Annotated in this window: 18 protein-coding genes; 15 read left to right on the forward strand and 3 right to left on the reverse strand. The window is 70.6% G+C overall.

Translation table 11 applies throughout. The features are described 5' to 3' along the window. Positions 1–256 precede the first annotated feature (256 nt). From ACIBW9_RS08290 to ACIBW9_RS08305, 4 genes are all read left to right on the forward strand, one after another. Positions 257–2,344: a molybdopterin cofactor-binding domain-containing protein gene (locus ACIBW9_RS08290; RefSeq protein ID WP_398953933.1), complete on the forward strand. Its 2,088-nt coding sequence runs from the start codon at positions 257–259 to the stop codon at positions 2,342–2,344. A 32-nt stretch (positions 2,345–2,376) separates the two neighbouring features. Beyond that, the gene (locus ACIBW9_RS08295) at positions 2,377–2,838 is read left to right on the forward strand and encodes a (2Fe-2S)-binding protein (protein WP_398952530.1); all 462 of its coding nucleotides are present in this window, start codon (positions 2,377–2,379) and stop codon (positions 2,836–2,838) included. 113 nt (positions 2,839–2,951) lie between these two features. Next, positions 2,952–6,326, forward strand: a complete 3,375-nt coding sequence (locus tag ACIBW9_RS08300; protein ID WP_398953935.1) for a pyruvate carboxylase — start codon at positions 2,952–2,954, stop codon at positions 6,324–6,326. A gap of 93 nt (positions 6,327–6,419) precedes the next feature. Beyond that, positions 6,420–8,351 (forward strand): glycosyltransferase family 2 protein, encoded by a 1,932-nt coding sequence (locus ACIBW9_RS08305; protein WP_398952531.1) that lies wholly within the window; start codon positions 6,420–6,422, stop codon positions 8,349–8,351. A gap of 79 nt (positions 8,352–8,430) precedes the next feature. On the opposite strand, the gene ACIBW9_RS08310 is transcribed toward ACIBW9_RS08305, so the two are convergent. After that, the gene (locus ACIBW9_RS08310) at positions 8,431–8,817 is read right to left on the reverse strand and encodes an amidohydrolase family protein (protein WP_398952533.1); all 387 of its coding nucleotides are present in this window, start codon (positions 8,815–8,817) and stop codon (positions 8,431–8,433) included. Positions 8,818–9,124: 307 nt separating this feature from the next. On the opposite strand from ACIBW9_RS08310, the gene ACIBW9_RS08315 reads away from it, so the two are divergent. The 5 genes from ACIBW9_RS08315 to ACIBW9_RS08335 all read left to right on the forward strand — a co-directional run bounded on the left by ACIBW9_RS08315 (position 9,125) and on the right by ACIBW9_RS08335 (position 13,819). Next, positions 9,125–10,210: an S-(hydroxymethyl)mycothiol dehydrogenase gene (locus tag ACIBW9_RS08315; protein WP_398952535.1), complete on the forward strand. Its 1,086-nt coding sequence runs from the start codon at positions 9,125–9,127 to the stop codon at positions 10,208–10,210. Continuing rightward, entirely contained in the window at positions 10,210–10,839 is a 630-nt protein-coding gene (locus ACIBW9_RS08320; protein ID WP_398952537.1) for an MBL fold metallo-hydrolase, read from the forward strand. The genes ACIBW9_RS08315 and ACIBW9_RS08320 overlap by 1 nt, the downstream gene beginning before the upstream one ends. 199 nt (positions 10,840–11,038) lie before the next feature. After that, positions 11,039–11,401: a bifunctional 3-phenylpropionate/cinnamic acid dioxygenase ferredoxin subunit gene (locus tag ACIBW9_RS08325; RefSeq protein ID WP_398952539.1), complete on the forward strand. Its 363-nt coding sequence runs from the start codon at positions 11,039–11,041 to the stop codon at positions 11,399–11,401. Further along, a complete protein-coding gene (locus tag ACIBW9_RS08330) occupies positions 11,398–12,558 on the forward strand; it encodes an NAD(P)/FAD-dependent oxidoreductase (protein ID WP_398952541.1) in 1,161 nt (386 codons plus the stop codon). Before ACIBW9_RS08325 ends, ACIBW9_RS08330 begins: the two co-directional genes overlap by 4 nt. 130 nt (positions 12,559–12,688) lie before the next feature. Next, positions 12,689–13,819 (forward strand): aromatic ring-hydroxylating dioxygenase subunit alpha, encoded by a 1,131-nt coding sequence (locus ACIBW9_RS08335; protein WP_398952543.1) that lies wholly within the window; start codon positions 12,689–12,691, stop codon positions 13,817–13,819. Between the two features lies 1 nt (position 13,820). On the opposite strand, the gene ACIBW9_RS08340 is transcribed toward ACIBW9_RS08335, so the two are convergent. Then, complete coding sequence (locus ACIBW9_RS08340) at positions 13,821–14,567, reverse strand: IclR family transcriptional regulator (RefSeq protein WP_398953937.1); 747 nt, start codon at positions 14,565–14,567, stop codon at positions 13,821–13,823. Between the two features lie 202 nt (positions 14,568–14,769). On the opposite strand from ACIBW9_RS08340, the gene betA reads away from it, so the two are divergent. From betA to ACIBW9_RS08355, 3 genes are read left to right on the forward strand one after another with little or no spacing between them, the layout of a single operon-like run. Beyond that, the gene (gene betA, locus ACIBW9_RS08345; RefSeq protein WP_398952545.1) at positions 14,770–16,437 is read left to right on the forward strand and encodes a choline dehydrogenase; all 1,668 of its coding nucleotides are present in this window, start codon (positions 14,770–14,772) and stop codon (positions 16,435–16,437) included. Positions 16,438–16,442: 5 nt separating this feature from the next. Further along, positions 16,443–17,279: a 5,10-methylenetetrahydrofolate reductase gene (locus ACIBW9_RS08350; protein ID WP_398952547.1), complete on the forward strand. Its 837-nt coding sequence runs from the start codon at positions 16,443–16,445 to the stop codon at positions 17,277–17,279. A 6-nt stretch (positions 17,280–17,285) separates the two neighbouring features. After that, positions 17,286–17,711, forward strand: a complete 426-nt coding sequence (locus ACIBW9_RS08355; RefSeq protein WP_398952549.1) for a hypothetical protein — start codon at positions 17,286–17,288, stop codon at positions 17,709–17,711. Positions 17,712–17,767: 56 nt separating this feature from the next. On the opposite strand, the gene purU is transcribed toward ACIBW9_RS08355, so the two are convergent. Next, positions 17,768–18,640, reverse strand: a complete 873-nt coding sequence (purU, locus tag ACIBW9_RS08360) for a formyltetrahydrofolate deformylase (protein ID WP_389080997.1) — start codon at positions 18,638–18,640, stop codon at positions 17,768–17,770. A 218-nt stretch (positions 18,641–18,858) separates the two neighbouring features. On the opposite strand from purU, the gene ACIBW9_RS08365 reads away from it, so the two are divergent. From ACIBW9_RS08365 to ACIBW9_RS08375, 3 genes are read left to right on the forward strand one after another with little or no spacing between them, the layout of a single operon-like run. Then, positions 18,859–20,328: an aldehyde dehydrogenase family protein gene (locus tag ACIBW9_RS08365; protein ID WP_398952552.1), complete on the forward strand. Its 1,470-nt coding sequence runs from the start codon at positions 18,859–18,861 to the stop codon at positions 20,326–20,328. A gap of 20 nt (positions 20,329–20,348) precedes the next feature. Beyond that, on the forward strand, positions 20,349–21,437 hold the full coding sequence (locus ACIBW9_RS08370; RefSeq protein WP_398952554.1) for a glycine betaine/L-proline ABC transporter ATP-binding protein: 1,089 nt from the start codon (positions 20,349–20,351) through the stop codon (positions 21,435–21,437). Beyond that, entirely contained in the window at positions 21,437–23,437 is a 2,001-nt protein-coding gene (locus ACIBW9_RS08375; protein ID WP_398952556.1) for an ABC transporter permease, read from the forward strand. The genes ACIBW9_RS08370 and ACIBW9_RS08375 overlap by 1 nt, the downstream gene beginning before the upstream one ends. Positions 23,438–23,449: the final 12 nt, after the last annotated feature.

Genomic DNA, 23,449 nt, shown 5'->3' on the forward strand with positions numbered 1-23,449 from the left:
GTTCCTCTGCAGCAAGCAGAGCCTACGGAGGAGCGGGCGCCGGGGCAGCCAGGCCGCGCGCGACAGGCCGGAACCTCACGGCGGTGTGACGGCTCTCAGGCAACCCACGGTCCGACCGGCCCCTCCTACCTGTTGACCCATCAGTCGGACGACCCGCGAGGAGTGTCTGTTGGACGGCATCGAGTCCTCCGCCGCACCCACCGGCCAGACCCAGGACACGGGCGCCCCACGGCACACGGTGTCCCGCCGCCGGTTCATGGTGTACTCCCTGTCCGCGGCCACGCTCACCATCGCCGCTCCGCTCGCCTGCGACACCTCCCCGGCGCAGGGCTCCGAGCCGGCTCCCGAACCGTCCGACGTCCTGGTGACCGGCGCCGACGCCGAGATGCTCGTCCTGGAGGTCACCCACGCCAACAGGATCGTCGTACGGCTGCCGCGGGTCGAGGTCGGCCAGGGCATCACGACCGCCGTCGCCATGATGATCGCCGAGGAACTGGACGCCCGCCTCGCCGACGTCGACATCCCCCTTGCGGACGCCCGGACCAAGGGCAACCAGTACACCGGCGGCTCGAACTCGGTCGTCTCCCTGTACGGCCCGGCCCGCCGACTCGCGGCCACCGCCCGGGCCAGGCTGGTCACCGCCGCCGCCAGACGCTGGCATCTGCCCGCCTGGAGCCTGCGCACCGGGAACACCATGGTGATCGCACCGGACGGCCGCACCGCCACCTTCGGCTCGCTGAGCGCGAGCGCCGCCCGGATCCGCCGTACGGCCGTGTCCGCCCAGCCCAAACCGGCCTCCCGGCACCAGCTGATCGGCCGGCCCACGAGCCGTATCGACGCCCGGGACATCGTCACCGGCAAGGCGCAGTACACCGGGGACCTGTCCGTGGCCGGGGCGAAGCCGACCGTGGTGGCCAGGCCGCCGACGCTCGGCGGGAGGCTCGTCTCGGTCGACGACCGGGCGGCCCGCGCCCTGCACGGTGTGCACGCCGTCGTCAGGGTCCCCGGCGGGGTCGCCGTGGTCGCCGAGTCCTTCCACCACGCCTTCCAGGCCCGTGACGCCCTGAAGATCAAGTGGGCGCCGGGCCCGCTGGCCGCACTGTCCGACGCGCAGATCCGTTCCCGGCTGAAGGCCGCGGTCCCGCGCCTGGGGCCTGCGCCGCGTGGATCGACGCAGGTCGAGGCCGAGTTCGAGTTCGCCTTCGTCAGCCACGCCCCGATGGAGGTGCTGACCGCGATCGCAGACGTGCGCGCCCACAAGGCCGAGATCTGGTTCTCCTCGCAGACGCCGACGGACGCCCGGGACAGCATCGCCTCGGCGACCGGACTGCCGGCATCCGCGGTCACCGTGCATGTGCTGCGCGGCGGCGGCTCGTTCGGACGGCGGCTGAACTTCGACGCGGCCATCGAGGCGGCGCTGATCTCGAAGGCGGCCAAGCGGCCGGTCAAGCTGATGTGGAGCCGTAACGACGACACCCGCCACGGCCGGATGCGCCCCGCCACCCACCACCGCTTCCGAGCCAGCCACGCCGACGGCAGGGTGGTCGCCTTCAGCCATGCGATGGCCGGGGTGGGCGAGTCGTCCGGCAACAAGGGAACCGCGAACCAGGCGGCCTTCGTACGGCCGGGACGCGTGCAGACGGCCGGGCCGCGGCCCAGCGACTCGGGGCTGTACAACTTCGGGCGCGTCTCCGCAGACGCGGGCGGCATCGAACTGGCGATCCCGCTGGGCGCCTGGCGGTCGGTGGACTCCGGGATGGTGCGCACCGCCGAGGAGATCGTCGTCGACGAGATCGCCAGGAGCCTCGGCAGGGATCCCGTCGCCTTCCGCCGGACGACACTGCGCAGCAAGGCCGTCAGAGCGGTCCTCGACAAGGTTGCCGCCGCCGGGAGCTGGGGGCGGGCCATGCCGGACGGGCATGCGCAGGGCGTGGCGGTCCACGAGGAGTACGGCTCCTGCGTGGCCTGTCTCGCCGAGATCGACGCCACCGACCCGAAGCATCCCCGGGTGACCAAGGTGGTGATGGCGGCCGACGTCGGCACCGCCGTCAATCCGCGTGGCCTTCAGGCCCAGCTCATGGGCACCGCCGTCGACGGGATCTCCACCGTGCTGCAGGCCGGCCTGCACATCGACCGCGGCGCCGTGCGCGAGGGCAGCTTCGCCGACTTCCGGTGGGCCCGCCAACGCCATGCCCCGCTGCACTTCGAGGCGCACATCATGCCGTCGGAGGGGGAGCCCGGCGGCGCCGGCGAACTCGGGGTCCCGGCCGCCTCCGGAGCCGTCGCCAACGCCTACGCCCGCGCGACCGGCACCAAGCCCCGCCGCTTCCCGCTCAACTTCTGACCGCCGCCGGACCAGCCTCCGAGAAGGTATCGATGCCCTCCTACTCCTTCACCCTCAACGGCAAGCCGGTCACCGTCGAGGCCCCCGCCGACATGCCGCTGCTGTGGGTGCTGCGCGACCTGTTGCACGTCACGGGACCCAAGTACGGCTGCGGCGTCGGCGTGTGCCGCGCCTGCACCAGCCATCTCGACGGGGAGGAGTTCCAGCCCTGCGTCGTCAAGGTCAAGGACTGCGCGGACCGCAAGGTCACCACCATCGAGGGCCTGGCCGACGGCGAGACCCTGCATCCCGTGCAGCAGGCCTGGATCGACTGCGACGTCTCACAGTGCGGCTTCTGCCAGCCCGGCCAGATCATGGCCGCCGCGGCCCTGCTGAAGAAGACGCCCGAGCCGACCGACGCCGACATCGACGGCATCGAGAACGTCTGCCGCTGCGGCACCTACTCCCGTATCCGAGAGGCCATCAAAAAGGCGGCAGCCGACCTGCATTCCTGACGATTCTTCGGTCCGCACGACGACACGCGGAGTGAGTGGCCCGGCTCACATGGCCAGAAGGGCATGTCACCGACACCATGGGGGACGTCATCCGCAGGCTGAAGGGAGCGGCGATGTTCCGCAAGGTGCTGGTAGCCAACCGTGGTGAGATCGCGATCAGGGCGTTCCGCGCAGGCTACGAGCTGGGCGCGAGGACCGTCGCCGTCTTCCCGCACGAGGACCGAAATTCGCTGCACCGGCTCAAGGCCGACGAGGCGTACGAGATCGGCCAGCCGGGCCACCCCGTCCGCGCGTATCTGTCCGTCGAGGAGATCGTCCGTGCGGCGCGCCAGGCGGGCGCCGACGCCGTCTACCCCGGCTACGGCTTCCTGTCCGAGAACCCCGAGCTGGCCAAGGCCTGCGAGGAAGCGGGCATCACCTTCGTCGGGCCCAGCGCGCAGACCCTGGAGCTGACCGGCAACAAGGCCCGCGCGGTGGCCGCCGCCCGCGCGGCCGGTGTCCCGGTGCTCGGCTCCTCCCAGCCCTCCACCGACGTCGACGAACTCGTCCGCGCCGCCGAGGAGATCGGCTTCCCGGTGTTCGTGAAGGCGGTCGCGGGCGGCGGCGGCCGCGGTATGCGCCGGGTCGAGGACCCGGCCCAGCTGCGCGAGTCCATCGAGGCGGCGTCCCGCGAGGCGGCCTCCGCGTTCGGCGACTCCACCGTCTTCTTGGAGAAGGCCGTCGTCGACCCCCGCCACATCGAGGTGCAGATCCTCGCCGACGGCCAGGGCAACGTCATCCACCTCTACGAGCGGGACTGTTCCGTCCAGCGCCGCCACCAGAAGGTCATCGAACTGGCCCCGGCGCCCAACCTCGACCCGGAGCTGCGCGACCGCATCTGCGCCGACGCGGTCCGCTTCGCCCGCGAGATCGGCTACCGCAACGCGGGCACCGTCGAGTTCCTCCTGGACCGCGACGGCAACCACGTCTTCATCGAGATGAACCCGCGCATCCAGGTCGAGCACACGGTCACCGAGGAGGTCACCGACGTCGACCTCGTCCAGTCCCAGCTGCGCATCGCCTCCGGCGAGACCCTCGCCGACCTGGGCCTCTCCCAGGAGACGGTGAAGCTGCACGGCGCGGCCCTGCAGTGCCGTATCACCACCGAGGACCCGGCCAACGGCTTCCGCCCGGACACCGGCCGCATCAGCGCCTACCGCTCGCCCGGCGGCTCGGGCATCCGCCTGGACGGCGGAACCACCCACGCCGGTACGGAGATCAGCGCCCACTTCGACTCGATGCTGGTCAAGCTGACCTGCCGGGGCCGGGACTTCAGGGCCGCGATCGGGCGGGCCCGGCGCGCCGTGGCCGAGTTCCGCATCCGCGGTGTCGCCACCAACATCCCGTTCCTGCAGGCGGTCCTCGACGACCCGGACTTCCAGGCCGGGCGGGTGACGACCTCGTTCATCGAGCAGCGCCCGCACCTGCTCACCTCCCGCTCCTCCGCCGACCGGGGTACCAAGCTGCTCACGTACCTCGCCGACGTGACCGTGAACAAGCCGAACGGCGAACGTCCCGAGCTGATCGAGCCCGTCAGCAAGCTGCCGGCGCTGCCTGCCGGGGAGCCGCCCGCCGGCTCGCGTCAGCGGCTGGTCGAGCTCGGCCCGGAGGGGTTCGCCCGCGCGCTGCGTGAGTCGCCCACCATCGGCGTCACCGACACCACCTTCCGCGACGCCCACCAGTCGCTGCTCGCCACCCGCGTCCGCACCAAGGACCTCCTGGCGGTCGCCCCGGTGGTCGCGCGGACCCTGCCGGAACTGCTGTCCCTGGAGTGCTGGGGCGGAGCGACGTACGACGTCGCGCTGCGCTTCCTCGCCGAGGACCCCTGGGAGCGCCTGGCCGCTCTTCGGGAGGCCGTCCCCAACATCTGTCTGCAGATGCTGCTGCGCGGCCGCAACACCGTCGGCTACACCCCGTACCCGACCGAGGTGACCGACACCTTCGTGCAGGAGGCCGCCGCCACCGGCATCGACATCTTCCGTATCTTCGACGCCCTCAACGACGTCGGCCAGATGCGCCCCGCCATCGACGCCGTACGCGAGACGGGCACGGCGATCGCCGAGGTCGCCCTCTGCTACACCTCGGACCTGTCCGACCCGAACGAGCGCCTGTACACGCTGGACTACTACCTGCGCCTCGCGGAGCAGATCGTCGAGGCGGGTGCCCACGTCCTGGCCGTCAAGGACATGGCGGGACTGCTGCGCGCCCCGGCCGCCGCCAAGCTGGTGTCCGCGCTGCGGCGGGAGTTCGACCTCCCGGTCCACCTGCACACCCACGACACGGCGGGCGGCCAGCTCGGCACCTACCTCGCCGCGATCCAGGCGGGCGCGGACGCGGTGGACGGCGCGGTGGCGTCGATGGCGGGCACGACGTCCCAGCCGTCGCTGTCGGCGATCGTCGCCGCCACCGACCACTCCGACCGCCCCACCGGCCTCGATCTCCAGGCGGTCGGCGACCTGGAGCCGTACTGGGAGAGCGTCCGCAGGGTCTACGCCCCCTTCGAGGCGGGCCTCGCCTCCCCGACCGGCCGCGTCTACCACCACGAGATCCCCGGCGGACAGCTCTCCAACCTGCGCACCCAGGCCGTCGCGCTCGGCCTCGGCGACCGCTTCGAGGAGATCGAGGACCTGTACGCAGCCGCCGACCGGATGCTCGGCCGTCTGGTGAAGGTCACCCCGTCCTCGAAGGTGGTCGGCGACCTCGCCCTGCACCTGGTGGGCGCCGGCGTGGACCCGGCCGACTTCGAGGCGGCCCCGAACCGGTACGACATCCCGGACTCCGTCATCGGCTTCCTGCGCGGCGAGCTGGGCACCCCGCCCGGTGGCTGGCCGGAGCCCTTCCGCACCAAGGCACTCGAGGGCCGCGCCGAGCCCAGGCCCGTGCAGGAGCTGAGCACGGAGGACCGCGAGGGCCTCGCGAAGGAGCCCCGCGCCACCCTCAACCGGCTGCTGTTCCCCGGCCCGACGCGCGATTTCGAGACCCACCGTCAGGCCTACGGCGACACCAGCGTGCTGGACAGCAAGGACTTCTTCTACGGGCTGCGCCCGGGCAAGGAGTACGCCGTCGACCTCGAACCCGGCGTCCGGCTGCTGATCGAGCTGGAGGCGGTCGGCGAGGCCGACGAGCGCGGCATGCGCACCGTGATGTCCACCCTGAACGGCCAGCTCCGCCCGATCCAGGTGCGCGACAAGGCGGCCGCCTCCGACGTCCCGGTGACGGAGAAGGCCGACCGCACCAACCCGGGCCATGTCGCGGCCCCGTTCGCCGGCGTGGTCACCCTCGCGGTCGCCGAGGGCGACGAGGTGGACGCCGGTGCGACGGTGGCCACCATCGAGGCGATGAAGATGGAGGCCGCGATCACCGCCCCCAAGGCGGGTACCGTCGGCCGGCTGGCCATCAACAAGATCCAGCAGGTGGAGGGCGGCGACCTGCTCGTCGAGATCGGCTGAGCCGGACACCCCGCGGTGGGGCCGGGGTCGATACCGACGGCATCGACCCCGGCCCCCGTGCCGTCCGAACAGGGGGCGGGTAAGGTCTGTGGGATGCCGAGAGTCAAGGTCAGCGTCGTCGTGCCCGTGTACAACACCGGGAAGTACGTCGACGAGTGCGCGCCGTCGCTGCTGGGGCAGTCCCTGCCCGCCGACGAGTACGAGGTCATCTACGTCGACGACGGTTCGACGGACGACACCCTGGCCCGTCTGGAGAAGATCGCGGCACAGCACCCGAACGTGCAGGTGCACACCCGCCCCAACTCGGGCTGGCCGGGTGCACCGCGCAACCTGGGCATGAGCCACGCCCGGGGCGAGTACATCCAGTTCGTCGACCACGACGACACCCTCGGCCCCGAGGCACTGGAGCGGCTCTACGAGTTCGCCAAGCGCAACGAGTCCGACGTGGTGCTCGGCAAGATGTCCACCACCATGGTCCGGCCCCGACGGCTGTTCCGGCACACGGTGGACGCCTGCACCATCGAGAACGACGAGCTCATGCAGAGCATGTCGCCGCACAAGATGTTCCGGCGCGCCTTCGTCGAGGAGCACGGTCTGCGCTTCCCCGAGGGCCCCTGGATCCTGGAGGACCTGCTCTTCGTCAGCGCCGCCTACCTCAAGGCCGAGCGGATCTCGATCCTCGCCGACTACCCCTGCTACTACTGGATGAAGCGGGACGACGGCGGTAACAACACCCAGCACCGGTTCAGCCCCCGGCACGGCTTCTGGGCCAACTGCCGCACCATCGTCCGCCAGATCAAGGACGGCACCGAGGCCTCCGACGACATCGACGCTCTGCAGAACCGGCTCCTGCACCGCCTCTACCACGTAGAGATCCTCTCCCGCACCCGCGAGCCCGAGATCCTCCGCGAGGACCCGGCCGAGCAGAGGCAGCGCTTCGAGGCGGCCCGCGAACTGGCGCTGACGGAGTTCCCGGCAGCCGTACGCGAAGGCCTGCCCGCCGTGTCCCGGCTCCGCGCCGAGTTCCTGGAGCGCGGCGACTTCGACGGAGCGTCGGCCCTCGCGGAGCGGGTCCGCGAGGTGAAGGCCCGCAGCCAGGTCGGCGCGCTGCGCTGGGAGGGCGGTCGGCTGGTTGCCGACGTCACCCTCGACCTGCTGCGTGGCGACGGCGAACCCCTGACCCTCGTCGAGCGGGACGGCAAGCGATGGCTGGACCCCGAGCTGCTGGCCGGCGTGCCCGGCACGGAGGACGGCTGGGAGGTACGCGACCCGTTCCGGCTGGCGTACGCGGAACTGGTGGTCAAGGACCGCGACCGTGACGACTGGTGGTACCCCGAGGGCGATCTGGAGGTGCGCCTGGAGCCGCTCGGCGAGGGCCGCTCACGGCTGGTCGCCTCCGGGCGGCTGCTCCTCGACCCCGAGCGCCTGGCCGGCGGCCGTCCGCTGGAGCGCGGGGTGCACGACGTGTGGGCGTACGTCCAGCTCCTCGGCATCGACCGGATGGTCCGCGTCACCGGTGACGGCACCCCTGGCGCCCCGGCCACGGGCCCGGCACTGACCGGCGGCCGCCTCGCGCTCCCGTACTGGACAGCCGCCGGCCAGCTCGCCCTCGACGTGGACCAGCGCCAGCGCAGGCTCGGCCCCGACACGGCCGGTGCCGCCGCGGCGAACACCGGACGTGGCAGACGTTCCCTGCCACTGCCGTACGTGGCGGCGGAGGAAGGCGGAGCCCCGGCCCGCATCAAGGTCACGGTCTCCTCCTTGACCCTGGACGCCGAGCTGATCCCCGCCCCCGACGGCGCAACGGCCGAACTGCGCCTGCCCACCCGTCTCGCCCTACCGGCCGGCCGCCACCCGGTCACCTTCCCGAAGACGGACACCCCGGTCGCCCACGCCGTCGTCCGCGACGGCGCCCTGCTCCGCCTGGAGGGCCCGGCATACGAGCCCGGCACCGGGCGCCGGCTCCTCGACTCGGTCGCGGACAACGGACAGGTTCGTCGGGTACGGCGGCGGTTGGGCCGCTGACGCTCCGGTCTACCGGGTGCCCGACTGGACGAGCCTGAAGAAGAGCCGCGCCGCGGCTCGCTCCACGCCGGTGTCCAGGTCATTCGCGAAGGACTGCCCGGCCGCGGTCGGGGCGAAGGGCCGGTCGCTGCAGAAGAGGACGTGGCCGGGTCGGGCGAAGGCGGGCAGCGTGTGAGGGCGGCCGGGCCGGAGGACAGCGCGGTGGCGAAGGAGAAGCCCCGCAGGTCGTCCAGGCGTCGGCGCCCAGTTCGTCCAGGGCCCGCCTGGCCTCGGCCGCAGAGGCGGCGGCGTCCGGCATGGGCAGGGCGGCGAAGTACCCGAAGCGCCCGGGGTGGTCGGCGGCGAGGGAGGCGGAGAAGGCGTTGAGCTGCCGGGCCGGCGCGGCGGCCGCTTCCGGGCTGGTGAGGAAGCCGGTGCCTGGGGTGTACACGGACACGATGGCCATGGCGGTGCCCAGGAGGTCCATCGCCTCCAGCGCACCCTCCGGGCTCCAGTCGGGCAGGTCGCGCCGGCCTCGGTGATGCCCGCCTCGGCGAGAGCGTCGCGATGCAGCGGCGGAACGATGTGGTGGTGGACGTCGACCCTGCTGGGTGCGTTGGCTACGGCAAGAGGGGCGGAAACGCCCGTCAATGGTTGGGATCGCCGATGTCGGCCGCGCGCCTCCGAGAGCCTTGACCCGGGGTCTGCGCTCCACGATGCTGTGTTGCGACACATGAGATGTGTGCCGTATTGAGCAACATCTGACTCAGTCTCGTACCAGCCGAGGAGTGGCCATGACGCACCAGGTCCGTGGAGTCGTCGCGCGGGGCAAGGGCGCCCCCGTCAGCCTGGAGACGATCATCGTGCCCGACCCCGGACCGGGCGAGGCACTCGTGAAGATCGAGGCCTGCGGGGTCTGTCACACCGATCTGCACTACCGCGAGGGCGGCATCAACGACGACTTCCCCTTCCTGCTGGGCCACGAGGCCGCGGGCGTGGTGGAGTCGGTGGGGGAGGGCGTCACCGATGTCGCCCCCGGTGACTTCGTGATCCTCAACTGGCGTGCCGTGTGCGGTCAGTGCCGGGCCTGTCTGCGCGGACGCCCCTGGTACTGCTTCAACACCCACAACGCCCAGCAGAAGATGACCCTGGAGGACGGCACCGAGCTGTCCCCGGCGCTGGGCATCGGCGCGTTCGCGGAGAAGACGCTGGTCGCGGCGGGGCAGTGCACCAAGGTCGACCGTTCCGCGTCGGCGGCCGCCGCCGGCCTGCTCGGCTGTGGCGTGATGGCGGGCATCGGCGCCGCGATCAACACCGGCAAGGTCGGCCGCGGCGACAGCGTGGCGGTCATCGGCTGCGGCGGCGTCGGCGACGCCGCGATCGTCGGATCGAACCTGGCCGGCGCGGCGAAGATCATCGCCGTCGACCTGGACGACCGGAAGCTGGAGACCGCCCGCAAGCTGGGCGCGACCCACACCGTCAACTCCAAGGAGACCGACCCCGTCGAGGCGATCCGCGAGCTGACCGGCGGCTTCGGCGCCGACGTCGTCATCGAGGCGGTCGGCCGCCCGGAGACGTACCAGCAGGCCTTCTACGCACGCGACCTCGCCGGCACGGTCGTCCTGGTCGGTGTGCCGACCCCCGAGATGAAGCTCGAACTGCCCCTCCTGGACGTCTTCGGGCGCGGCGGATCGCTGAAGTCGTCCTGGTACGGCGACTGCCTGCCCTCCCGTGACTTCCCGATGCTCATCGACCTCTATCTGCAGGGCCGGCTGAACCTGGACGCCTTCGTCACCGAGACCATCGCCCTGGACGAGGTCGAGAAGGCCTTCGAGCGGATGCACGGCGGCGACGTCCTGCGCTCGGTGGTGGTGCTCTGATGGCCGCCCGCATCGAACACCTCGTCACCTCGGGCACGTTCTCGCTGGACGGCGGCACCTGGGACGTCGACAACAACGTGTGGATCGTCGGTGACGACCACGAGGTCATCGTCATCGACGCGGCCCACGACGCCGAGGCCATCGCCGAGGCCGTCGGCGGCAGGGCCCTGCGGGCGATCGTGTGCACCCACGCCCACAACGACCACATCGACGCCGCGCCCGACCTCGCGGCGCGCACCGGCGGCCCGGTCCTCCTCCATCCCGACGACCTGCCGCTGTGGAAGCAGACGCACCCGGAGCGGGCACCCGACGCGGAACTGGCCGACGGCCAGGTCCTGACGGTGGCGGGCGTCGACCTGACCGTGCTGCACACGCCCGGCCACGCCCCCGGTGCGGTCTGCCTGTACGCGCCTGCGCTCGGCGCACTCTTCAGCGGTGACACGCTCTTCGCGGGCGGACCGGGGGCCACGGGAAGGTCGTACAGCCACTTCCCGACCATCATCGAGTCCATCCGGGAACGGCTGCTGTCCCTGCCCGGCGAGACCGTGGTGCACACCGGTCATGGGGACACGACCACCATCGGTGCGGAGGCCCCGCATCTGCAGGACTGGATCGCGCGCGGTCACTGACCTGCTGACCTGCTCGAAGGCACTGATCCCGGTGCCGACCCCTGTCCCCAAGGCGTTGCTTATGGCGCTTGGTGTTGCATGAAATGCAACACTCGGCAGGGGGTATCGAGGCCCCTGAACTCCTTGACAAGGGTTCAGGGCGACCTCAGACTGATGTTGCGCTTACCGCAATCCGTTTCGTTATACGCACCGAGGTGTCATGATGATTCCCGTGTGCCGACTCGCGGACCTCCCGCGAGGTGAGGCCTTCCGGCTCGACATCGATCCGCCGGTCTCGGTGTTCCATACCGATGACGGCGAGGTCTTCGCCATCGACGACACCTGCACCCACCAGGACGCCTCGCTCGCCGACGGCTGGCTGGAGGGCTGCGAGGTGGAATGCCCGCTGCACGCTTCCAAGTTCGACCTGCGCACCGGCGCCGTCGACGCCCCGCCGGCCAAGCTGCCGGTGCGGACGCACGAGGTGGTCGTCGAGGACGGCATGATCTACCTCCAGGTCTCGACCGACGCCCCCAACCTGCCGCCCTGCATCGCCTCCCGCCTCGCCGGAGGTCCCGCGTGAGGACGGTCGCCGTGGTCGGTGCCTCACTGGCCGGCCTGTCGGCGGCGCGCTCACTGCGCAAGCAGGGGTACGACGGACGGCTCGTCGTCATCGGCGACGAGACCCACCGCCCGTACGACAGGCCCCCGCTGTCCAAGGAGTTCCTGGCGGGCACGATCGGCGAGGCCGACCTGGTGCTGGAGACGGACGACGAGGACCTGCAGGCCGAGTGGCTGCTCGGCGCCCGCGCGAGCGGCCTCGACCGCGACCGCCGCGCCGTGCGGCTCGCCGACGGCAGGGAACTCCGCGCCGACGGCATCGTCATCGCGACCGGCGCCGCCGCGCGCACCCTGCCGGGAGCGGAGGGCCTTTCCGGAGTGCACACCCTGCGCACCCTGGACGACGCCCGCGCGCTGCGGGACGAACTGGCCCGCGGTGGACGCCTCGTGGTGATCGGCGGCGGCTTCATCGGCGCCGAGGTCGCCTCCACGGCGTACGCCCTCGGGCTCGACGTGACGGTGATCGAGGCGGCCCCGACGCCGCTCGCGGGCCCGCTCGGCGAGACCATGGGCGCCATCGTCTCCGCGCTCCACGCCGACCACGGTGTACGGCTGTTGTGCGGCGTGGGGGTCAAGGGGCTCAGCGGTGAGCGTCAGGTCGACGCCGTCCTGCTGGAGGACGGTCGCAGCGTGCCCGCCGACATCGTCGTCGTCGGTGTGGGTGCCCGCCCCTGCGTCGAGTGGCTGGAAGGCTCCGGGGTCGCCCTCGACAACGGGGTGAAGTGCGGCGCCGACGGCCGCACCAGCCTCGCCGGTGTCGTCGCGGTCGGCGACTGCGCCAACTGGTACGACCCCCGCGCGGGCGCCCATCGCCGCGTGGAGCACTGGACCGGTGCGCGCGAGCGCCCCGACGCCGCCGTCGCCACGCTGCTGGCGGGCGGCGCGGTGGAGCCGGGTGTGCCCCGGCCGCCGTACTTCTGGTCCGACCAGTACGGCGTGAAGATCCAGTTCGCCGGTCATGCGGCCGGCGCCGACAGTGTGACGGTCGAGGAGGGCGCCGCGGACGACCGCAACGTCCTGGCCGTCTACCGGCGTGCCGGACAGCCGGTCGCCGTGCTCGGGATGAACCAGCCGCGGCTGTTCACCCGCTGGCGCAAGCAGCTCGGTGCTCCGCGGTGAGCAACGAGATGGGTCGTCTTTCGTCCGCGGCGCCGTTGTGGCTGGTCGCGCCCCGCGGCGAAGCCGCATGTCAATACAGCCCCGCGCCCCTTCGGGGCGCCCCCAACCCGACGTTCCCGAGGAGTGCACCGTGACCTCGACCAGCCTGCCGGACAGCCTGATCGCCACCCTTCCCGGCTCCTCCTACACGGATCCGGCGATCTTCGCCCAGGAGCAGGAGCGCATATTCGAGACCATGTGGTTCTGCGTCGCACGCTCCTCCGAACTGGCCAAGCCCGGCGCCTTCCGCACCGTCGACGTGGGCCGCGAGAGCATCCTCGTCACCCGCGCCCGGGACAACTCGATCCGCGCGTACTTCAACGTGTGCCGGCACCGCGGCGCCAAGCTGTGCACCGAGGAGACCGGCGAGGTCAAGCGGGCCTTCCAGTGCCCGTACCACGCCTGGACCTACGGCCTGGACGGCAAGCTGGTCGCGGCCCCCAACCTCACCAAGATGCCCGACGTCGGCCGCACCGAGTACGGCCTGGTGAGCGTGGCCGTGCGGGAATGGCTCGGCTATGTCTGGGTGTGCCTGGCGGAGAACCCGCCCGCCTTCGAGGAGGACGTCATCGGCGAGGTCGTCGCCCGACTCGGCGACGTGGAGTCGATCGAGCACTACGACATCGGCAGCCTCTCCGTGGGCAAGCGAATCGTCTACGACGTGAAGGCGAACTGGAAGCTCATCATCGAGAACTTCATGGAGTGCTACCACTGCGCCACGATCCACCCCGAACTCACCGAGGTGCTCCCGGAGTTCGCCGACGGCTACGCCGCCCAGTACTACGTCGGGCACGGCGCCGAGTTCGGTGCGGAGGTGCAGGGCTTCACCGTCGACGGCTCCGAGGGCCTGGACCGCATCCCGGGGGTCGCCGAGGACCAGGACCGCCGCTACTACGCGATCACGGTCAAGCCGCAGGTCTTCATCAACCTCGTCCCCGACCATGTGATCTTCCACCGGATGTACCCGGTGGCCGTCGACCGCACGATCGTCGAGTGCGACTGGCTCTACCTCCCGCACGTCGTCGAGAGCGGCAAGGACGTCAGCCGGTCCGTGGAGCTCTTCGACCGCGTCAACCGCCAGGACTTCGACGCCTGCGAGCGCACACAGCCGGGCATGAGCTCCCGGATGTACGCCAAGGGCGGCGTGCTGGTGCCCAGCGAGCACCACATCGGGGCCTTCCACGACTGGGTGAACGAGCGCCTGGGCCTCTCCCAGGGATGACTCAGCCCAGGTAGCCCATGCGGTGACTGATCTCCTCCGCACCCTTGATCAGCACGGGCGCGAGCTCGCGCATCCGCTCCTCCGTGAAGCGGTACGAGGGCCCGGAGGCGGTGACCGCCGCGATGACCCCGCCGTCCCGGTCCAGGACCGGGGCGGCCATGGCGTGCAGACCGATCTCCAGCTCCTCCATGGTCCAGGCGTAGCCGGCCTCCCGCGCCTCCGCGAGCTGCTTCTCCAGCTTGGCCTTCGAGGTGATGGTGTGCGGGGTCACCTTCTTCATGCCCGCCTCGGCCAGCAGCGCGGCGCGCTCCTTGGCGGGCAGGTGTGCGAGCAGGACCTTGCCGCTCGACGTCGCGTGCAGCGGGGTCAGCTGGCCGACCCAGTTGTGCGCGGTGACCGCCCCGGGGCCGCGCACCTGGTACAGGTTGATCGCGTAGTGCTCCTGCAGCACCGCGATGTTCACCGTCTCACCGATCTCCTCGGCGAGCCGCTCGCAGACCGGGCGGCCCTGCTGGGTGATGTCGATGCGTCCCGTCACCGCGCCGGCCAGGCGTACGATGCCGAAGCCGAGCCGGTACTTGCCGCGCTCGCCCGCCTGCTCCACCAGACCGCGCGCCTCCAGGGCGCCGAGAAGGCGGAAGGCGGTGGACTTGTGAACATCGATCTCGGCGGCCACCTCACTGACGCCCGCCTCGCCGCGCTGCGCGAGGATCTCCAGGACGCTGATGGCTCGGTCGACCGACTGCACTCCGCCGGCCTGCGAATTTGTCGTTCCGGTGTCTTGGCTGTGGTTGCTCACTCCGAAACTATACGCGCAGTAAACAACACGACTGCAAGTAACCGTGGCGTAATCAACAACCCGTAAGTTGCGTGGCTCGCAACCTAGTGCGTATAGCGCTACTGGTACTAGCATGCCTCGCGTATCTACGGCGCGAGCGAGACGAGGCACCATGGCTCCCCAATACGACTTCGTCATCGTCGGCGGCGGTTCGGCCGGCAGTGCACTGGCGAACAGACTCTCGGCTGATCCGGCGAACAAGGTGCTGGTCCTGGAGGCAGGCCGCTCCGACTACCCCTGGGACGTCTTCATCCACATGCCCGCGGCACTGACGTACCCGATCGGCAGCCGCTTCTACGACTGGAAGTACGAGTCCGAGCCCGAGCCCCACATGGGCGGCCGGCGCATCTACCACGCCCGCGGCAAGGTGCTCGGCGGCTCCAGCAGCATCAACGGCATGATCTTCCAGCGCGGCAACCCCATGGACTACGAGCGCTGGGCGGCCGACCCCGGCATGGAGACCTGGGACTACGCCCACTGTCTGCCCTACTTCCGGCGGATGGAGAACTGCCTGGCGGCCGACCCGGACGACGAGTTCCGCGGCCACGACGGCCCCCTCGTCCTGGAGCGCGGCCCCGCCGACAACCCCCTCTTCGGGGCCTTCCTCAAGGCCACCCAGGAAGCCGGCTACGCCCCCACCGACGATGTCAACGGCTACCGGCAGGAGGGCTTCGCCAAGTTCGACCGCAACGTCCACCGCGGACGCCGTCTCTCGGCCTCGAAGGCGTACCTCAAGCCCGCCAGGAAGCGGCCCAACCTCACCGTCACCACCCGCGCCCTGGTCACCCGCGTCCTCTTCGAGGGCAAGAAGGCCGTCGGCGTCGAGTACCAGCGCGGCAAGGGTGCCCTGAAGCAGGTGCGCGCCAAGGAAGTCATCCTGTGCGGCGGCGCGATCAACTCCCCGCAGCTGCTGCAGCTGTCCGGCGTCGGCAACGCGGACGAGCTGCGCGCGCTCGGCATCGACGTCGTGCACCACCTGCCGGGCGTCGGCGAGAACATGCAGGACCACCTCGAGGTGTACATCCAGTACGCCTGCAAGCAGCCCGTCTCCATGCAGCCGTATCTGGCCAAGTGGCGGGCCCCCTTCATCGGCCTTCAGTGGCTGTTCCGCAAGGGCCCCGCGGCCACGAACCACTTCGAGGCGGGCGGCTTCTGCCGCAGCAACGAGGACGTGGACTACCCCAACCTGATGTTCCACTTCCTGCCCATCGCGGTCCGCTACGACGGCTCCGTGCCCGCGGGCGGCCATGGCTACCAGGTCCACGTCGGGCCCATGTACTCCGACGCCATCGGCTCGGTGAAGATCAAGAGCAAGGACCCGCGCGAACACCCGGCGCTGCGCTTCAACTACCTCTCCACCGAGCAGGACCGCCGGGAGTGGGTCGAGGCGATCCGCGTCGCACGCAAGCTCCTCAACCAGCCCGCGCTCGCGCCCTTCAACGGCGGCGAGATCTCGCCCGGCCCGTCGGTGGAGACGGACCAGGAGATCCTCGACTGGGTCGCCAAGGACGGCGAGACCGCCCTGCACCCGTCCTGCACCTGCAAGATGGGCACCGACGAGATGTCCGTCGTCGACCCCACCAGCATGCGGGTGCACGGCGTGGAGGGCCTGCGGGTCGTCGACGCGTCGGTGATGCCGTACGTCACCAACGGCAACATCTACGCCCCGGTGATGATGGTCGCCGAGAAGGCAGCCGACCTGATCCTCGGCAAGGAGCCCCTGGCGCCGTCGAAGGCCGCGTACTACCGCCACCGCGACGCCCAGAAGCAGGCCGGGTAGCAGCCTTGGACGCCACCGGGCTGAGGGCGCTGCTGGACGGCGTCCGCTACGAGGTGCTGCCCGCGAAGGCCACCGAGGACAAGGTCCTCGCCCATGTCCCGCGCGACGTCGTGGTCACGGTCACGGCGTCGCCGGTCAAGGGCCTGGAGCCGACCCTCGAACTGACGGGCCGGCTCGCGGCGCACGGTTACCGCGTCGTGCCGCACGTGCCCGCACGGCTGCTGCGGGACGAGGTGCATCTGAAGGAGGTCGTCGACCGCCTCCGCGAGGCGGGCGTGGACGACGTCTTCGTGCCGGCGGGGGACGCGGACCCGCCGGCCGGGGCCTACGACGGGGCCCTGCCGGTGCTGCGCAGGCTCACCGAGCTGGGCGAGCCGTTCGCCCAGGTGGGCATCACCGGTTACCCCGAGAGTCATCCCCTCATCCACGACGACCTCACCATCCAGGCGATGTGGGACAAGCGCGCCCACGCCACGTACATCGTCAGCAACCTCTGCTTCGACCCGCGCGTGCTGGGGGAGTGGATCGCCCGGATACGGCGGCGGGACGTCACCCTGCCGGTGTACGTGGGCGTGGCCGGGCCCGTGCAGCGGACCAAGCTGCTGGCGATGGCGACGAAGATCGGGGTGGGGGAGTCGACGCGGTTCCTGACGAAGCACGCGTCGTGGTTCCTGCGGTTCGCTGCCCCCGGGGGCTATTCACCTGACCGCCTGTTGCAACGCAGCGAGGCAGCCCTCACGGCGCCCTCGGCGGGTGTGGCGGGCCTGCACGTGTTCACTTTCAACCAGATCGCCGAGACGGAAGCCTGGCGCCGCGCGCTGCTGGACCGACTCGTAGGCTGAGGCGCCGTGGAGATACTGCCGCCGAGACTGGCCCGGGTGGCCTGCGCGGCGCCGTGGGTCGTGCCCGCGGCGGGCGCGTTCGTCTTCGGCGCCGGGAGCGCGGATGCGCTGTCGTGGAGCGCTGCCGGGGCGGTCCTCGCGCTCAGCGTGATGCTCACCGTCCGCGGCTATCGGATCGGCGTGCGCTGTGAGGCGGACCGGCTGGTGGTGCGGGGCCCGCTCTGGACCCGGGTGATACCGCGGCAGCGGATCCGGGCGGTCACGGACTTTCCGGCGGTCCGCTGGCAGACGGCCGCGGGCCGCAGCCGGTGGACGCCGGTCACGGCGTTCATGAGCAGTGCGGGCGAGCCGGCGTCGCTGCGGGAGGCGAAGGCGAAGTGCCTCGCGCGGCTGCGGCGCTGGGTCCGGCGTTCCGGAAGCGGGCGCGGCTGAGTCGTATACGACAGTGGGCGGGCTGGATCTCCAGCCCGCCCACTGTCGTATACGACTCAGCGGAAGACCACCGTGCGGTTGCCGTCCACCATCACGCGGCTCTCGCTGTGCCACTTCACCGCGTGGGCCAGCACCTGGGCCTCCACGTCCCGGCCGACCGTGACCAGCTCGCCGGGGTCGAGGGAGTGGTCCACGCGGACCACGTCCTGCTCGATGATCTGGCCCTCGTCCAGGTCCGAGGTGACGTAGTGCGCCGTCGCGCCGACCAGCTTCACTCCGCGGTCGTAGGCCTGGACGTACGGGCGTGCGCCCTTGAAGCTGGGCAGGAAGGAGTGGTGGATGTTGATCGCGCGGCCCTCCAGTTGCTTGCACAGGTCGTCGGAGAGGACCTGCATGTAGCGGGCGAGCACCACGAGGTCGATGTCCAGCTCGCGCACCAGCTCCAGCAGCCGCGCCTCCGCCTCCGGCTTGGTCTCCTTGGTCACCGGGACGTGGTGGAAGGGGATGCCGTAGGTCTCCGCCAGGCCCTCGAAGTCCCGGTGGTTGGAGACGATCGCGGGGATCTCGATGTTGAGGGCGCCGGTGCGGCGGCGGAAGAGCAGGTCGTTGAGGCAGTGGCCGAACTTGGACACCATGATCAGTGTCCGGGTCGGGGTCGAGGCGTCCCACAGCTTCCAGGAGATGCGGTAGGCCTCGGCGACGGGACCGAACCGGTAACGCAGAGTTTCCAGATCCGCGTTTGGATCGGAAACGTCGAAGTGGACCCTCATGAAGAAGCGGCCCTGGAGTCGATCATCGAACTGCTGGCTTTCCAGGATGTTGCCGGAGTTCCTGACGAGGAAGCCGCTCACGGCATGGACCAGTCCCGCGCTGTCGGGACACGAGAGAGTGAGGACGAACTCACGGCCGGGTTGCGGGCGAGGGGACATGTGCGGCCTCCGTCGGTGCGTATTGCACAACAAGGTGAGCGATACGCAACATGGTCGGGCCGGTGAGCCCCTTGGTCAAGAGTGGAAGGGGCATTGGGCCCCGTGCGAAATCGTCATCCGCCAACCTCTTGACGTCTGTCTGGACATTCGTCAGGGTGTTCCACCACAAGCAATTGAATGCACGATGCGCAACGAATTTCCGTTGAAAGGCTTGGCGCGTGGCAGATCTGTATGTGGACGGAGAGTGGCGCGAGCCGGTGGCCGGCGGGCGCCGTGAAATCCGCTGCCCCGCCGACGGCACCCTCTCGGCGACCGTAGCGGAAGGGACCCGTGCCGACACGGAGGCCGCGATCGCCGCCGCCCGCCGGGCCTTCGACGAGGGCCCCTGGCCCCGCACCCCCGAGCGCGAGCGCGGCGCCCTGCTGCTGCGCACCGCCGACATCCTCGAGCGCGACGCCAAGGAGTTCGCCCGCGCCGAGTCGCTGGACACCGGCAAGCGGCTGGTGGAGAGCGAGTACGACATCGCCGACGTCGTCTCCTGCTTCCGCTTCTACGGCGGGATCGGCGGCACCGACGCCGGACGGGTGATCGACACCGGCCGCGAGGACGCCGTCAGCCGCGTCGTGTACGAGCCGGTCGGCGTGTGCGGACTGATCACCCCCTGGAACTACCCGCTGCTGCAGGCCAGTTGGAAGGTCGCCCCGGCGCTGCTCGCCGGCAACACGATCGTCCTGAAGCCCAGCGAGCTCACCCCCTCCACCTCCATCCTGCTGATGAAGGCACTGGAGGAGGCCGGCCTCCCGGCCGGCGCCGCCAACCTCGTCCTGGGCACCGGCCCGGAGGTCGGCGCACCCCTGTCCGAGGACCCGCGCGTCGACATGGTCTCCTTCACCGGAGGCCTGGAGACCGGCAAGCGGATCATGGCCACCGCGGCCGCCACCGTGAAGAAGGTGGCGCTGGAGCTCGGCGGCAAGAACCCCAACGTCGTCTTCGCCGACGCCGACTTCGAGACGGCCGTGGACATGGCTCTCACGGCCGTCTTCCTGCACTCCGGGCAGGTCTGCTCGGCGGGCGCCCGGCTGATCGTCGAGGACTCGCTGCACGACCGCTTCGTCGACGAGGTGGTCCGCCGCGCCCGGCTGATCCGCCTGGGCGGCCCCTTCGACCCCGACGCCGAGACCGGGGCGCTGATCTCCGCCCAGCACCTGGCGAAGGTCGAGGCGTACGTCGCCGCGGGCATCGCCGAGGGCGCCGTACTGCGTTGCGGCGGTCAGCGGCCCGACGACCCGGCCCTGGCGAACGGCCACTACTACCCGCCGACCGTGCTCGACGGGTGCACACAGGACATGCGGGTGGTGCACGAGGAGTCCTTCGGACCCGTGCTGACCATCGAACGCTTCACCGACGAGGACGATGCCGTACGCATCGCCAACGACACCGAGTACGGCCTCGCCGGCGCCGTCTGGACCCAGGACGCCGGCAAGGCCCAGCGGGTCGCCCGGCGGCTGCGCCACGGCACGGTCTGGATCAACGACTACCACCCCTATGTGCCGCAAGCGGAATGGGGTGGCTTCGGGCACTCGGGCACAGGCCGGGAGCTGGGGCCGACCGGCCTTGACGAGTACCGAGAGCCCAAGCACATCTGGCAGAACATCCAACCCCGGCCGCAGCGCTGGTTCCGCGGCTGAACGCCGAAATGAGGTCGATCGTGACCCCCACACAGACAGAGGTGCCGCAGCGGCGTGGCACCCCCCAGGACTCGGACGGCACGCCCGTCATATCCGTGCGCAATCTGTGGAAGGTGTTCGGGCCGAAGGCCGACCGGGTACCGGAATCGGAGGAGCTGTGCGGTCTCTCCCGCCGCGAGCTGATGGACCGCACCGGCTGTACCGCCGCGGTCCGTGACGTGAACTTCGACGTCCGCAAGGGCGAGGTGTTCGTGGTCATGGGACTGTCCGGCTCCGGGAAGTCCACCCTCGTGCGATGTCTGACCCGGCTGATCGAACCCACCTCGGGCGAGGTCGTCTTCGAGGGCCAGGACATCCGTGAGGCGGACGCGGCCCGGCTGCGCGACCTGCGCCGCCGCAAGTTCTCCATGGTCTTCCAGCACTTCGGGCTGCTGCCGCACCGCCGGGTCGTGGACAACGTGGCCTTCGGCCTGGAGATCCGCGGCATGAGCAAGGCGGAGCGCACCAAGCGGGCCATGGAGGTCGTCGAGCTGGTCGGCCTGGCCGGCTACGAGAACTCCTACCCCGACCAGCTCTCCGGCGGTATGCAGCAGCGCGTGGGCCTCGCCCGCGCCCTCGCCGGAGACCCGGACGTCCTCTTCTTCGACGAGCCGTTCTCTGCGCTCGACCCGTTGATCCGCCGTGACATGCAGAACGAGGTCATCCGTCTGCACCACGAGGTCGGCAAGACCATGGTGTTCATCACCCACGACCTCTCCGAGGCGCTGAAGCTGGGCGACCGCATCCTGATCATGCGTGACGGCAAGATGGTCCAGTGCGGCACCGGCGACGAGCTGGTCGGCGCCCCCGCCGACGACTACGTCCGCGAGTTCGTGAAGGACGTGCCGCGCGGCGACGTCCTCACCCTGCGCTGGATCATGCGGGCGCCGGAGGACGGCGACGAGCTGGACGGCCCCGAACTGGGCCCGGACGTCGTCGTGAAGGAGGCCACCCGGGCGGTCCTCGCGGCCGACAAGCCCGTCAAGGTCGTCGAGGACGGCAAGCTGCTCGGCATCGTCGGCGACGAGGAGATCCTCGCGGTGGTCGCCGGGCAGGAAGGCGGCGCGTGATGACCGTCGCCATCGAGAAACCCGAGAAGACGGAGGCGGCGGAGCCAGTCGCTCCCGTCAAGGGGGCGCGCAGGATCAGCCGGCCCATGATGGTCGGCGCGATCGTGGTCGTCTGGCTGGTGCTCTTCGCCGTACTGCGCGGCAAGCAGACGCTGGCGCTGGCGGCGGCCGACCTGACCGATCTGCACCGCTGGATCAACGACTTCAACGACTCCATCGGCGCCAACCGCAACTCCAACCCGCTCTTCCTGTACTTCTTCAACGAGATCCGGCTGGTCATCGACAACCTGGTGACCTTCATCCAGCACCTGATCTCCCAGCCGTCCGGGGCCCGCCCGGTCCCCGAGATCGGCTGGCTCGGGGTCGTCGGCATCGCCGGCTACGTCTCCTGGGCCGTGGGCAACTGGCGGGTCGCGCTGCTGGCCGTGGCCGGGTTCACCTTCTTCGGGCTGCAGGGGCTGTGGCAGGAGAGCATGGACACTCTCGCGCTCACCCTCTCCGCGGTGTTCGTGGCGCTGCTGTTCGCGATCCCGCTCGGGGTGTGGGCGGGGCTGTCGGACCGGTTCAACCGGATCGTCACGCCCTTCCTCGACTTCATGCAGACGATGCCGACCTTCGTCTACCTGGCACCGCTGACCCTGTTCTTCCTCATCGGCGGCGCCTCCGCCACCATCGCCACCGTGATCTACGCGGCCCCGCCGACGATCCGCATCACCGCGCACGCCATCCGCAACGTCTCCAAGACGACGGTCGAGGCGGCCGACTCCCTGGGAGCCACCCGCCGCCAGTCGCTGCTGAAGGTGCTGCTGCCGATGTCCAAGCGGACCGTGGTGATGGGCGTCAACCAGACGATCATGGCTGCCCTGGCGATGGTGACCATCGCGGCGTTGATCAACGCGCCCGGCCTCGGTGAGACCGTCGTCCAGGCGCTGCAGTCGCTCGACGTCGGCACGGCATTCAACGCCGGTCTCGCGATCGTCGTCCTGGCGATCGTCCTGGACCGGGTCACGACCGCGGCCAGCACGCGCGAGGAGAACGCGCGGCGATCCAAGAACCGGTTCGTGCGGTGGCGGAAACCCCTGCTGGGCGCCGGCGCCGCGGTCACGGCGGTCCTGGTCTACCTGTCGCACACCTACCTGTGGGCGGCCGACTTCCCCGGCGACGGCACCATCGGCAGCCATATCTCGAGCGCGGCGGACACTGCGACCAATTGGGCGCAGGACCACCTGTCGGGCCTGACCAACGCCATCCGCGACGCCCTCACCAACGGCCTGCTCAACCCCTTCCAGACGCTGCTCACCGACTCCCCGTGGTGGCTCGTCGGTGCGGCGCTGGTCGGGCTGGGCGCGGTGCTGGGCGGCTGGAAGGCCGGGGTCAGCGCGGGCGTGTGCGTGGGTCTGCTGGTCGGCACCGGCGTGTGGTCGGACGCCATGTCCACACTGGCGTCGACGGTCGTCGCGACGGTGCTCGTGATGATCCTCGGAGTCGTCTTCGGGGTCTGGATGGGCCGCAGCATGGTGGTGGACCGGCTGATCCGGCCCACCCTGGACGCGGCCCAGGTCATGCCGCCGTTCGTCTATCTCGTCCCGTTCCTGGCGCTGTTCGGCGCCACCCGCTTCACGGCCATCGTCGCCGCGATCGTGTACGGGGCACCGGTCGCCATGAAGATCATCGCGGACGGTATCCGGGCGGTGCCCGAGACCACCGTGGAGGCGGCCACCTCCGCCGGGTGCAACACCTGGCAGATCATCACCAAGGTTCAACTGCCGATGTCACGCAGTGCCCTGACGCTCGCTACCAACCAGGGTCTGATCTACGTGCTGTCGATGGTTGTTGTGGGCGGCCTGGTAGGCGCGGGCGCCCTCGGCTACGACGTCGTGGCCGGATTCTCGCAGGTCGAGTTGTACGGCAAGGGGCTGGCGGCGGGACTCGCCATCGTACTGCTCGGAGTCATGTTCGACCGGATCACTCAGGCAGCGGCGCGACGCGCGAGCGCTTAAAGGAGCACGACA

Origin of the sequence: Streptomyces sp. NPDC049541 (assembly GCF_044465725.1) — a bacterium.
GTDB lineage: Bacteria > Actinomycetota > Actinomycetes > Streptomycetales > Streptomycetaceae > Streptomyces.

Excerpts from the sequence above, each read along its gene's own strand:
- ACIBW9_RS08325 (WP_398952539.1), top strand. The coding sequence starts at position 11,039 with ATGATGATTCCCGTGTGCCGACTCGCGGACCTCCCGCGAGGTGAGGCC.
- ACIBW9_RS08310 (WP_398952533.1), bottom strand. The coding sequence starts at position 8,817 with ATGGACCTCCTGGGCACCGCCATGGCCATCGTGTCCGTGTACACCCCA.
- ACIBW9_RS08300 (WP_398953935.1), top strand. The coding sequence starts at position 2,952 with ATGTTCCGCAAGGTGCTGGTAGCCAACCGTGGTGAGATCGCGATCAGG.
- purU (WP_389080997.1), bottom strand. The coding sequence starts at position 18,640 with ATGTCCCCTCGCCCGCAACCCGGCCGTGAGTTCGTCCTCACTCTCTCG.
- ACIBW9_RS08295 (WP_398952530.1), top strand. The coding sequence starts at position 2,377 with ATGCCCTCCTACTCCTTCACCCTCAACGGCAAGCCGGTCACCGTCGAG.
- betA (WP_398952545.1), top strand. The coding sequence starts at position 14,770 with ATGGCTCCCCAATACGACTTCGTCATCGTCGGCGGCGGTTCGGCCGGC.
- ACIBW9_RS08305 (WP_398952531.1), top strand. The coding sequence starts at position 6,420 with ATGCCGAGAGTCAAGGTCAGCGTCGTCGTGCCCGTGTACAACACCGGG.
- ACIBW9_RS08320 (WP_398952537.1), top strand. The coding sequence starts at position 10,210 with ATGGCCGCCCGCATCGAACACCTCGTCACCTCGGGCACGTTCTCGCTG.
- ACIBW9_RS08290 (WP_398953933.1), top strand. The coding sequence starts at position 257 with ATGGTGTACTCCCTGTCCGCGGCCACGCTCACCATCGCCGCTCCGCTC.
- ACIBW9_RS08375 (WP_398952556.1), top strand. The coding sequence starts at position 21,437 with ATGACCGTCGCCATCGAGAAACCCGAGAAGACGGAGGCGGCGGAGCCA.
- ACIBW9_RS08315 (WP_398952535.1), top strand. The coding sequence starts at position 9,125 with ATGACGCACCAGGTCCGTGGAGTCGTCGCGCGGGGCAAGGGCGCCCCC.